Source organism: Microbispora catharanthi, assembly GCF_006334915.2.
Classification (GTDB): domain Bacteria; phylum Actinomycetota; class Actinomycetes; order Streptosporangiales; family Streptosporangiaceae; genus Microbispora; species Microbispora catharanthi.
Window position 1 is genome coordinate 36,408 of the sequence record NZ_VDMA02000022.1, and the last position, 12,146, is coordinate 48,553.

At 71.6% G+C, this 12,146-nt stretch carries 8 protein-coding genes; 4 read left to right on the top strand and 4 right to left on the bottom strand.

Annotation, left to right across the window (positions count from 1 at the left end; translation table 11 throughout):
* The first annotated feature begins 51 nt into the window (after positions 1-51).
* Genes narH through narI form a run of 3 tightly spaced genes read left to right on the top strand, consistent with a single transcriptional unit; the run spans position 52 to position 3,127 of the window.
* Positions 52-1,707: a nitrate reductase subunit beta gene (narH, locus tag FH610_RS32870; RefSeq protein ID WP_139579126.1), complete on the top strand. Its 1,656-nt coding sequence runs from the start codon at positions 52-54 to the stop codon at positions 1,705-1,707.
* The gene (gene narJ / locus FH610_RS32875; protein WP_139579127.1) at positions 1,704-2,396 is read left to right on the top strand and encodes a nitrate reductase molybdenum cofactor assembly chaperone; all 693 of its coding nucleotides are present in this window, start codon (positions 1,704-1,706) and stop codon (positions 2,394-2,396) included. The genes narH and narJ overlap by 4 nt, the downstream gene beginning before the upstream one ends.
* Positions 2,393-3,127, top strand: coding sequence for a respiratory nitrate reductase subunit gamma (gene narI, locus FH610_RS32880; protein ID WP_139579128.1), 735 nt, complete (start codon positions 2,393-2,395; stop codon positions 3,125-3,127). The genes narJ and narI overlap by 4 nt, the downstream gene beginning before the upstream one ends.
* Before the next feature lie 4 nt (positions 3,128-3,131).
* On the opposite strand, the gene FH610_RS32885 is transcribed toward narI, so the two are convergent.
* The 4 genes from FH610_RS32885 to FH610_RS32900 form a co-directional block, all read right to left on the bottom strand.
* The gene (locus FH610_RS32885; protein ID WP_139579129.1) at positions 3,132-3,878 is read right to left on the bottom strand and encodes a slipin family protein; all 747 of its coding nucleotides are present in this window, start codon (positions 3,876-3,878) and stop codon (positions 3,132-3,134) included.
* Positions 3,878-4,465: a hypothetical protein gene (locus FH610_RS32890; protein WP_139579130.1), complete on the bottom strand. Its 588-nt coding sequence runs from the start codon at positions 4,463-4,465 to the stop codon at positions 3,878-3,880. Before FH610_RS32890 ends, FH610_RS32885 begins: the two co-directional genes overlap by 1 nt.
* The gene (locus FH610_RS32895) at positions 4,462-6,765 is read right to left on the bottom strand and encodes a nitric-oxide reductase large subunit (protein ID WP_139579131.1); all 2,304 of its coding nucleotides are present in this window, start codon (positions 6,763-6,765) and stop codon (positions 4,462-4,464) included. The genes FH610_RS32890 and FH610_RS32895 overlap by 4 nt, the downstream gene beginning before the upstream one ends.
* A gap of 211 nt (positions 6,766-6,976) precedes the next feature.
* Positions 6,977-10,330 (bottom strand): ATP-binding protein, encoded by a 3,354-nt coding sequence (locus FH610_RS32900; protein WP_161628136.1) that lies wholly within the window; start codon positions 10,328-10,330, stop codon positions 6,977-6,979.
* 514 nt (positions 10,331-10,844) lie between these two features.
* Between FH610_RS32900 and FH610_RS32905 the strand changes: the two genes are divergently transcribed.
* Positions 10,845-11,990 carry a DUF3103 family protein gene (locus FH610_RS32905; RefSeq protein ID WP_139579133.1) on the top strand — a complete coding sequence of 382 codons (1,146 nt, stop codon included), beginning with the start codon at positions 10,845-10,847 and terminating at the stop codon, positions 11,988-11,990.
* The last annotated feature ends 156 nt before the right edge of the window (positions 11,991-12,146 follow it).

Consider the following 12,146-nt stretch of genomic DNA (forward strand, 5'->3'; position numbering starts at 1 on the left):
CTCCGGCACGACAGGCCGCCCGCGTAGCGAATGAGGAGCGGTGAGCGACTGATGACACGCGTGATGGCTCAGCTGGCGATGGTGATGAACCTCGACAAGTGCATCGGCTGTCACACCTGCTCGGTCACCTGCAAGCAGGCGTGGACCAACCGGGCCGGCACCGAGTACGTCTGGTTCAACAACGTCGAGACCCGGCCCGGCCAGGGCTACCCCCGAACCTACGAGGACCAGGACAAGTGGAAGGGCGGCTGGGAGCTCAACCGGCGCGGCCGGCTCCAGCTCAAAGCCGGCGGGCGGCTGAAGAAGCTGCTGACCATCTTCGCCAACCCCCTCATGCCGTCCATCGGCGACTACTACGAGCCCTGGACCTACGACTACGACCGGCTGTTCTCCGCGCCGGTCACCGAGGACACCCCGGTCGCCCGGCCCCGCTCGCTCATCACCGGCGAACCGACGAAGATCAAATGGAGCGCCAACTGGGACGACGACCTCGCCGGCGCGCCCGAGCTGGCCCCCGCCGACCCCGTGCTGCGCAAGGTGTCCGACCAGGTCAAGCTCGAGTTCGAGCGGGCCTTCATGTTCTACCTGCCGCGCATCTGCGAGCACTGCCTCAACCCGTCGTGCGTGGCCTCCTGCCCCTCCGGCGCCATGTACAAGCGCTCCGAGGACGGCATCGTGCTGGTCGACCAGGACCGCTGCCGGGGCTGGCGGATGTGCGTCACCGGCTGCCCGTACAAGAAGGTGTACTTCAACCACCGCACCGGCAAGGCCGAGAAGTGCACCTTCTGCTACCCGAGGGTCGAGGTCGGCATCCCGACGGTGTGCTCGGAGACCTGCGTCGGCCGGCTGCGCTACATCGGGCTGATCCTCTACGACGCCGACCGCGTCGCCGAGGCCGCGTCCACGCCGGACGAGAAGGCCCTGTACGAGGCGCAGAAGAGCGTCATGCTCGACCCCCGCGACCCTGAAGTGATCGCCGCCGCGCGAGCGTCCGGCATCCCGGAGGACTGGCTGGAGGCGGCAGAGAACTCCCCGATCCACAAGCTGATCTTCGACTACGGTGTGGCGCTGCCGCTGCATCCGGAGTATCGGACCATGCCGATGGTCTGGTACATCCCGCCTCTGTCGCCCGTGGTCGACGTGCTGCGCGAGACCGGTCACGACGGCGAGCGGGCCGGCAACCTGTTCGGCGCCATCGACGCGCTGCGCATCCCGATCGGCTACCTGGCCGAGCTGTTCTCCGCCGGCGACCCCGAGCCCGTACGCGCGGTGCTGCGCCGCCTGGCCGCCATGCGGTCGTACATGCGGGGGATCAACCTCGCGGGGGAGCGCGACGAGTCGATCCCCGCCGCGGTGGGTCTCGAGGGCGACCAGATCGAGGAGATGTACCGGCTGCTGGCCATCGCCCCCTACGGCGAGCGGTACGTCATCCCCAAGGCGCACGCCGAGCAGGGCGCCCGGCTGGAGGAGCTCGCCACCGGGTGCAGCCTCGACTACGAGGGCGGCCCCGGCATGGGCGGCCCGTTCGGTGAGGCGTCGGGCCCGCCCGCGCCGGTCGCCGTGGAGAACTTCCACGCGCTGAAGGAACGGCAGGCCACCGACGACCTGGGCCGGGCGGACGAGCTGCGCGGCCGGGTCAACCTACTCAACTGGGACGGCAAGGGCACCCCGGACGGGCTGTTCCCCAAGCGGAAGGACAAGTCGTGAGCGACCGCGCGGTGCACCTGGCTGCCTCGGTGCTGCTGTCGTATCCGGACGAGCGGCTGGCCGGGGCGCTGCCGCTGCTGAAGGCCACGGTGGCGGAGCTGGAGCCGGGTGAGCCGGCCACGCGGCTGGCCGCCTTCCTCGACCACGTGGCCGCCACCCCATTGGCGGAGCTGGCCGAGCACTACGTGGCGACGTTCGACCTCAAGCGCCGCTGCTGCCCCTATCTGACCTACTACACCTACGGCGACACCCGGCGGCGCGGGATGGCCCTGCTGCGCTTCAAGCAGGCGTACCAGGCGGCGGGGTTCGAGGTCACCGGGGAGCTGCCCGACCACCTGGGCGTCGTGTGCGAGCTGTCCGGGCGCGGCGCCACCCATGTGGCGCTGCGGCTGCTGCGCGAGCACCGCGCCGGTCTCGAGACGCTGCTGCGTGCCCTGCGCGAGGAGAAGTCGCCGTACGCGGGCGTCGTCGCCGCGGTGCTGGCGACGCTGCCCCCGCCGACCGAGCGGGAGCGCCGTGCCGCCCTGCGGCTGGCCGAAGAGGGACCACCGGCCGAGGAGGTCGGCCTCGAACCCTACGGCTTCGAACCCCACAGCCCGGAACCCCACGGCCTCGGGCCGTACGGCGGCGGGGCGCCCGACGCGGTCTCCGCGCCCTTCGGCGGCGGACGGCAGGGAGGTCCGCGGTGAACGCCCTCGACGTGACGCTGTGGGTGGTCGCCCCCTATGTGGCGCTGACGGTCTTCGTCCTGGGCCACATCTGGCGCTACCGCTACGACAAGTTCGGCTGGACGACCCGCTCCTCCCAGATGTACGAGTCGAGGCTGCTGCGGATCGGCAGCCCGCTGTTCCACTTCGGCATCCTGGTCGTGCTCCTCGGCCACATCGGCGGCCTGGTGATCCCCAAGAACTGGACCGAGGCCGCGGGGGTGAGCGAGCACGCCTACCATCTCACCGCGGTCGTGCTCGGCACGGTCGCCGGCGTCTGCACCGTCGCGGGCCTGGCCATCCTGGTCTACCGCCGCCGCACGGTCGGCCCCGTCTTCACCGCCACCACCCGCAACGACAAGCTGATGTACGCGCTGCTCGCCCTGACGATCGCGCTCGGGCTGGCGGCGACGGTCGTCGCCAACGTCCTCGGCGGCGGCTACGACTACCGCACCACCATCTCGCCGTGGTTCCGGTCGGTCTTCTACCTCCAGCCCGAGGGGCACCTGATGGCGGCCGCGCCGATCCTGTTCAAGCTGCACGCGCTCAGCGCGATGGTCCTGTTCGCCGTCTGGCCGTTCACCCGGCTGGTGCACATGCTGACCGCCCCGGTCGGATACCTGACCCGCCCGTACATCGTCTACCGCAGCCGGGACGACCGCGCCGGGTCGCGCCCGCCCCGGCGCGGCTGGGAGCCCGCGGGCCGCCCCTGACAGCTCAGGAAGATCCCCTCAGGAAAGTCGAGGCGGGCAGGTCGACCGGCACCGGGTAGACGATGGTCGAACGGCCCTCGCCGCCCAGTTCGAGCAGGGTCTGCAGATAGCGCAGCTGGATGGCGGCCGGGTCGGCCGACAGGATCCGCGCGGCGTCGCGCAGGTTCTGCGCGGCCTGGACCTCGCCCTCCGCGTTGATCACTTTTGCGCGGCGTTCGCGTTCGGCCTCGGCCTGCCGGGCGATGGCGCGCTGCATCGCCTCCGGAATCTCGACGTCCTTGATCTCGACCAGGTCGACCTTCACGCCCCAGGGCTCGGTCTGCTCGTCGAGGACCTTCTGCAGGCTCTCCCCAAGCCGGTCGCGTTCGGCGAGCAGGGCGTCGAGGTCGTGGCGGCCGAGCACGGAGCGCAGGCTCGTCTGGGCGAGCTGGGAGGTCGCGACCGCGTGGTTCTCCACCTCGTTGACCGACCGGACCGGGTCCACGACCTTGAAGTAGGCGACGGCGTTGACCCGGACGGGGACGTTGTCCCTGGTGATGGCCTCCTGCGGCGGGATGGTGAGGGCGATGGTCCGCAGGTCGACGCGGACCATCCGGTCGGCCAGCGGAACCAGGACCACGAGCCCGGGCCCTCGCAGGGGCAGCAGCCGGCCGAGCCGGAACACGACCGCCCGTTCGTACTCGCGCAGCACCCGCACTCCTGCCAGGGCGCCCGCCAGGAGAAGGGCCGCCACGGCGGTCGCCCAGATCATCACTCCGACCTCCAGACGGTGGTGTACCGATCGCGATTCGCCGACTTCTCCTCGGGCTCGGGGAAGGGGCCGGGAAAGCCGGCGGGGGTGGCGCGCAGGTGGCCGGTCAGCCACCATCCCGTCACGGCGGTGGCCGCGAGTGCGGCGGCGGCCAGGGCGAGATCGGGCCAGGCGGGGTGACGCACCGCCTCGATGAGCGTCAGCGTGGCGGCCAGGACGACCAGCACGAGGGCGAGCCCGCGATGGAAGCGCCCCGCCTCGGAGTGCGGCCAGGGCCGCAGCGCCCGGACGATCTCGCGCCCGTGGCGCGAGGGGGTGCAGTCGGGCTTGCGGGGGCAGGCGTTGCAGACCGAGGGCCTGGCCCGGTAGAGCCGGTGGTGCCGGTCCTGGCCGACGGGCCAGAGCAACTGGTCCGCCGGGCACACCCAGGCGTCGTGCTCTGGCCGATAGGTGAAGCCCCCGGTGCGGTGGCGTTCGGATCGCCGGGCGACGTGGCGGGCCAGGCGGTCCAGCCCGGCGGCGGCGACGAGCAGCCCGGCCGCGTAGCCGTACGCCAGGACCGCCTCCGTGGTGAAGGGACCGGTCATGCGGTGTCCACCGGCTCCCGGATGTCCGACAGCCGGGGCGCGGGGGTGAGCCCGGTCGCCGGGTCGGCCGCCGCCCGGCGGCCCCTGTGGCGTACGCCGAGCCAGGCGATCCAGCAGAAGGGCAGCACGCCGCCGACGATGAACAGCGCGTCGCCGGGCAGCCGCAGCCACTCCAGCAGGGTGTTGGTGCGGCCGGTGAGGTAGCCCAGCGAGCGCGCCTCGAAGTAGCCGGAGGCCACCGACTCGTAGAGTTGCAGGAGCCCGAGCGGCAGCAGGGTGGCGAAGCACATCCAGGCCAGGCCGATGTTGAGGGACCAGAAGGAGACCCTGGCCCACTTCTCCGGCCACCGGTCGGCGGGGATCAGGTAACGCAGCGCGAACAGGCCCAGGGCGACGGCGAGCATGCCGTAGACGCCCATCATCGAGGCGTGCGCGTGGTTGGCGGTCAGGCCGGTGCCGATCTCGTAGTAGGAGACGATCGGGAGGTTGATCAGGAAGCCGAAGACGCCCGCGCCGAGGAAGTTCCAGAACCCGACGGCGACCAGGAACATCACGGCCCAGCGGTGCGGGAACGGGGTGCGCGACTCCATGTGCTGGCGTGCCCCCAGCTGCACGAACGACCACGCCTCCACGGTCAGGAAGGTCAGCGGCACGACCTCCATCGCGGAGAAGAACGCGCCCAGCGCGAGATGCTCCACGGGTGTGCCGCTGAAGTACAGGTGGTGCATGGTGCCGATCACGCCGCCGGCCGAGTACAGAATGATGTCCAGATAGATCACCACGAGGGCGACCCGTTCCCGCACCACGCCGAGCTGGACGAACATGTAGGCGACCATGGCGGTGGTGAACAGTTCGAGGAAGTCCTCCACCCACAGGTGCACCACCCAGAACCGCCAGAAGTCGGTGACGGCGAAGGTGTCGCCCGGGCGGGCCAGCAGCCCGACCGCGTAGACACCGGGGATCGCCAGGCCCGACAGGAAGAACATCCAGGGCAGGTTGCCGCGGCTGTCCCTCGCGAGGGTCGGCCGGAGCACCCGCCACATCATCACCGCCCACAGCGCCATGCCGGCGGCCAGCAGGATCTGCCAGACGCGGGGGAGGTCGAGCCATTCGAACTGCTGGCTGCCCCAGAAGTTGCCCGGCCGGACGAACCCGTGGATGCTCAGCCCCTCCGCGACGAGGGAGCCGAACGCCACGACGGCCAGGGCCGCCAGGAGCGTCCAGGCGAGCCTCCCCTGCCCGCGCGGCTCGGTTCCGGCCATGAGCGGAGCCAGGAAGACGCCGGCCGCGAGGAAGGCGGCCACCACCCAGAACAGCGACAGTTGCAGGTGCCAGGTGCGGGCCAGGTTGAAGGGCAGCAACTCGGCCAGGTTGAGGCCGAAGAAGCTCGTGAGATCGGCCCGATAGTGCTCGGTCGCACCGCCCAGCAGCACCTGGGCGAGGAAGAGCAGCGCGACGACGAGGAAGAAGAACGCGGTGACCCGCTGCGCGGGCGTGAGCGCCACCTGATCGGGGGAGCGGAAGTCGATGGCCTCCGCCTGACGGCCTCGCCAGCCCAGGTGGCCGCCCCATCGGCCGACCGCTCCGAACAGCGCCCCGATGCCGACCAGCAGGGCGACCAGCGACACCACGCTCCACAGCACGGTGTCGGCGGTGGGCGCGTTGCCCACCAGCGGCTCGGCGGGCCAGTTGTTGGTGTAGGAGTAGACCGCGCCGGGGCGTTCGGCCGAGGCGATCCAGGCCGTCCAGGACAGGAACGCGGTCAGCTGACGGACCTGCCGCGGGTCGGTGATCGCGTGCGGGCGCAGCCCCTTGTCGGTGCGGGGGTCGGCGAAGTAGTCGCGATAGTGCCCGACGAGAGCGGTGAAGGCGTCCGCCTGTGCCCGCGTGTAGGTCAGCACCCCCGAACGGGGATCGTAGCGATTGGCGCGGAACTCCTGCCTGACCTGCTCACCGGCCCGGTCGCCGCCGCCGCGGGCCCGGAGGGCGGCGGTGGCGGCGCGGCGCAGGTAGTCGGCCGTGTAGTCCGGCCCGAGGTAGCCCCCGTGCCCGAGCACCGACCCGTACTGCATCAGCCCGTTGGCCAGGAAGACCTTCTGCCCGTCGGCGACGTCGCGGCCGGTGTACAGCTCCTGCCCGGACTCGCTCACCACGAGTCGCGGCACGGGCGCCCCCGCGGTGTACGTGCGGAAGGCGAGCACCCCCATGACGAAGAACCCGAACACCGCCACCAGCGCCGCCGCCTGGATCCAGTGCCTCGAGACCAGAACTTCTCTGCGCGTCCCCGCCCCTGGCACCATCGATCACCGATCTCGATCAGGAAGGGGGGAGTGTTCCTACTCCTATCGGGCGCCGGCCGTACCGGTCGAGAAGACACGCCCTCTGTGCCGGACTCCTGCGCTGCGGGCCGGGCGAGCAGCGCGGAGTCGACGATCATGGGAGGCGTCCGGGACGCCCCCGTGTCCGTGGAGAACGCGGGGAGGCCACGACCCGCTCGCCGGCCGCGGCGTCTCACTGTCGCAAGGCGTCGCCGTCCGGCGGTTCCAGCGGTGAGCGTCCCATCCGCGCCACCCCCAGCGCGCGGTCGCGCCACGCGAGCAGGCCCGCACGTCCGGCACGCTCCGCCAGGTCCGCGGCGTGCCGTCGGGCGGCCGCGCGGTCGTTCCTGGTCCAGGCGAGCATCGCAAGGAACCAGTCGACGGGCCCGAGGAAGGCGAACGCCGCGCCCACCGATATCCGGCCGCAGTGGGGGAGGAGGGCGTCGTAGGTGACCCCGCAGGCCACGACGTCACCCATCGCCGCCTGTGCCGCCCCCTGAAGACACGTCGCGGTGAGCCATGACGAATCGGCGGGCGGAGACAGCCAGCCGTCGCCGGCGGTCTTCCTCGCCTCCTCGGCCCGGCCCCGCGCCGACAGGTGGAGGACTCTCAGACTCTGCTCCACGGCCCGGTGCAGGCCGGTGACAGAGCCGATCAGCGGCCCCGCCTCGGCGATCGTCCCCCGATGGTAGGCGAGGACGACGCGGCCGAGGGTCACGGCGGCGCCCGCGTCGCACATGCCGATCCGGTCGGCCTGCCGTTCTGCCTCCCGGTACATGCGCTGGGCGCGGCCGAACCTGCCGGCCAGGACGAGGCGCCCCGCCTGCCACAGGGTGTGATGGAATCGCGGTCCCGGCAGCGGCAGCCGTTCGAGGAGTGCGTCGCAGCGCGCCGCCGCCCGGTCCGCTCCCGCCACGTCGTATTCCCGCAGCCGGTGGTGCGTGAGCATCATCTGGGCCAGCAACTCGAAGTCGGGCGCCGACGTTCGCCGTGCCAGCCCGTTCAGCTCCTCGGCCGTCGCCTGCCGCTGCTTCCCGTCCTCGCCGGGAATCGAGGCGTAGCGCGTGTTGAGCGTCTGCATCAGCAGCAGCGGCTCGTCCATCCTGCGCGCCATCGCCACGGCCTCGGCCGCGTAGAGGCGGCTGCGGGTGTCCCGGTTCCTGTACAGCTCCTGGGCCAGCCCCGCGAGCAGCCTCGCCCGTACGGGGCCGTCGGCGTCGGGCACCGTCCGCAGGGCCATCTCGAAGCGATGCTCCAGCCGGACGTCCCATTCGTCCCACGTCCGGCATGCCGTCCACATCGAGGGCGCGTCGAGCGCCGTCAGGACCCGCACGGCCAGTTCGGCGCCGTCCCGGCCGCCGATGCGGTCGGCGACCCTCAGGGCCTGCGCCCACACCTGCCGGGCGCGCGCCGGATCTCCCGCCGCGAGCAGGGCCCGCCGCTGGCATAACAGGAGTTCCACATGGTCGGCGGGATCTCCGGCGGAGGAGCCGTGCGCCGCCACCGCATGCGACCACCAGATGGCGGCATTCTCATAGTCGAAGCGGAGGGCCGCCTGCTCAGCCGTCGCCCTGCACCAGCGGACCGCCTCCCCGTAGGCCGCCGGGCCGGCCTCGATCGCGTGGTGGGCGACGACCGGCAGATCGACACCCGGGCGGGCGGCGAGGGCCGTCATCACCTCTCGATGGACGGTGGCCTTGCGCAGGGGCGGAATCCGCTGAAGGAGGGTCTCCCTCACCAGGTCGTTGGCGAAGGCCAGGCGCTTGCTGGCCGGGACGACCAGCCCCGCCCTGACGGCCCGGTCCAGCACGTGGTAGGCCGGCGCGCGGAGGACCTCGGCGACGACCTCGGGGTCGAACTCGCGGCCGACGACCGCGGCGATCCGCAGCACGTCGTCCACCATCGGGCCGGCCGTGGCCAGCCGCTGGCCGATGAGATCGGCGACCGCGCCGGGCAGCGTGTCCAGAGGGCGCCCTCGCGAGAGCAGCCGGAGGATCTCGCGTACGAAGAACGGGTTGCCGCCGGTGCGCTCGGTCAGCCGGCGGGCGCTGGACGCGTCGAGTTCGGTCTTCATGGCCGCCGCGACCGCCTGTACGGCGTCGGCGCTGAGGCCGGTCAGGTGGAGGCGCAGCAGACCGTGGCGGGCAAGCCGGCGCAAGAGGTCCTCAACGGCGGGGCAGTCCACGTCGTCGCGGAACGCCATGACCAGCGTGAGCTGGAGCTGCTCCTTCCGGTCCTTGGTGAGGGAGATCACGTCGCCCAGCAACCGGAGCGTCGCAGCATCCGCCCAGTGCAGGTCGTCGAAGACGACAAGGGTCGGCCGGACCCGGGCGGCGGAGACGAGCCAGTCGGCGATGGCCCGGCGCCGCTGGAGATTCGCTCCGCCCGGCAGCCCGGCCGGGGGCTCGCCGCTCAGCAGGCCGGCCAACGCGGCCCGGTCGCCGGGCGGATGGACCCCCGCCAGCGTCCTCAGAGCCGGGATCCAGGGCCAGAGCGGCACGGCGCCGTCGACCTCTTGACAGTCGCCCCAGAGGACCACGAGGTCGTCCGCCGGAGTGCACCGTTGCAGAAAGGACCGCAGCAGCCACGTCTTGCCTATCCCCGGTTCGCCGCTGACCGCGATGGTGTTGACCCCGCCGCGATGGAGCACCGTCTCCATCTCCTCGAGTTGCTCGTCCCGGCCCTGCCTCGACGGCGCGTGGTCGTTTCCGGATGCGGCAGGCACAGGTGGGGCAGGCACAGGTGGGGCAGGTACGGGGACGGGCCGCGACGGGGGCAGGAGACACGGGTCCTGGCGGAGGATGCCGTCTTCCAGAGCCTGCAGTTCGGGGCCCGGATCCACGCCGAGCTGTTCCCTGACGATCTCGCGCGCCCGGCGTAGCGCCGCCAGGGCGTCCGCCTGCCGCCCGCTGCGGTAGAGGGCCAGCGCCAACAGGCACCACAGCCGCTCGCGCAGCGGATGCTCGGCCGACTCATGCTCCAGGTCGTGGATCGCCGCCTGCGGGCGGCCGAGCTCCAGCAGAGCTGCGGCGCGCCGCTCCACCGCCACCTGGCGTAGCTCGGACAACCGGTTGACCTCGGGTAACGCCCACAGCTCCCCGGCGAACTCGCTGTACGGCGTCCCGCGCCACAGCGCCAGCGCCTCCTTCGTCATGGCCAGCACCCGCTCGGCGGGCAGGTGCTCCGAGCCGGTGACGAGCCTGGCGAACTTCAGCGCGTCGACGTCGGAGGCGACGAGGAGGTAGCCGGGCGGGCGGGCGACGAGCAGACGGGACGGAGTGCGCGGAACGCGTCCCGGTTCGAGGGCCCGGCGCAGGTTGGAGACGTGCACGTGGAGCGAGGGCAGCGCGCCGTCCTGTGCCGCGCCCTCGTACAGGTCCTCGATGAGGGTGCCGGTGGGGACGACCCTGCCGGGCGCGACGAGCAGCCGCCCCAGAACCGCTCTCTGCTTGCGGCCGCCGAGCCTGACGGGCGTTCCCCCTATGTAGACCTCGAGCGAGCCCAGAACGCGGAATGCGACCTTCGTGCTGTGTCGCTCGTGAAGCAACTTCTCGATCCCCCTGTCCGAGCGCCCTGCTTCGCCGTTCCGCACCGGTGCCTGCTGGCGACGTGAGGTTGGCGGCTACTTCCGCATGATTACGGAGAACATCACCCCGGCTCGTCACTCGTGAGACGGATGCCGAATCCACCGGAAGCGGGACCCCGATTTTCACCATGACGGCCACATGGTGCGGCGAATGAAAGAGTCCGCGCTGGTCGGGAGGGATAGGAGCGCCGTGCGGCCGACGGGGCGCTTCGGCTGCTTTCCGGCTGCTTAAGAGAAATCGAAAGTGCTGGTTTCCCTCGGCGAAAAGTACGTCGTAAGTGGCAAATGTGACGATTCTCCCGGCACGAACTCGCCGTACCGCCACGGTTCATCAGCGGTCGGCGGTGTCGTGTCGAAGCGCCGGCACGGCCGGTGCGTCCGCCTGACCGTCTCGTGAGACCCACGCCGACGGGCCCGCACGGACGGCCGCGTGCCGCTCCTGCCGGGACGTGTCAACCAGACGTGAGGAAAGTCGATGAAGAGAATCCCCACAATCGCCCTGGCCGCCGCCCTCCTCGGCGGCGTGGCCGCCGCACCCTCCGCGGCGGCCACGCCCCTTCCCTCCCTCCAGTCCGTCGCAGGGCCGTCCGCCGACCAGCGGGCGGCCGCCATGGACGGCTTCAAGCGCCATCTGGCCGAGCAGGTGGCCCGGCGGCTCGACGAGCCGCGGTTCCGGGACGCTCTCGTCCACGAGTTGGCCGGTGACGGGGAGGCCGACCTCGCGGCGCTGCTCGCCTCGGCACCGGGCACCGGAGAACTGGCCGAATACGCCCGCAGGGCCAACACCGAGGTGCTGCGGCTCAAGGGCATCCAGGCGCAGGAGTCGCTGCTGCAGATCCGGATCGATCCGGCCATGGCCGGGCGGATCTCGGCGGGCAGTCTGGTGACGGCCACGCCCTCGGCCGACGAGAAGAAGGTGCGAACCCTCGTCGCGTACGACTCGAAGGGGCGCGCGTGGCAACTCGACGCGTTCAAGGCGCCCGAGCGCCCCGTGCTCGTCGTCGGGCTCGACGAGCGCAAGGACGCCGAGCTGGCGCAGCGCGCGATCCGGCAGGCCCTGACCGCGGCCGGCATCGGCGGCACCGACCGCTCGGCGGAGGAGGCCCAGCAGAGCGCGGCCGCCGGAACCCGTCCGGTGTCCACCATCTTCCGCATCACCAACGTGAACGACCACGAGCCCTGGTACAAGGGCGGCCCGGAGATCTACGCCTGGGTCGCGGGCGCGGGCACCGACGGCAAGGCCCGGGTCGACCAGCTGGAGATGCCCTACATCCAGGAGGAGGGCAAGTCCTACGCCCCGGGACAGGTCCTGATCGAATGGTCCAACTTCAGCTGGAGCTCCCTCGACGTGGTGTGGATGGAACACGACGACAACGCCGACCTGTCCGGTCTGGTCCGCGCGGTCGTGGACGGAGCGCTCGTCGTCAGCGGCAACGGCCAGTACGTGCAGGTGGCCGACAAGATCGTGAGTGCCCTGCCGACGGGCTGGGTCACGGACGACGACGACTGGGTCGACTCCTGCTACAACGTCAACGTGGCGGTCTCGATCACGGGCGCCCTGCTGAACTGCGCCGCGGACCCCGACGGGATGCAGGTCCGCCTCGGTTACAAGACGCTGTAGTACGACATCCGGCTCAGGCGGCCCCGGGCGCTTTCCGCGTCCGGGGCCGCCCCCGTCCCGGGGGACGGAACGGCGAGACACCGATCACCCGTCTGGTCTTGGCGGCACCGGATCCCCGTAGCACGATCGGGGCATGCGGTCTCCGGCTGGCGGGAG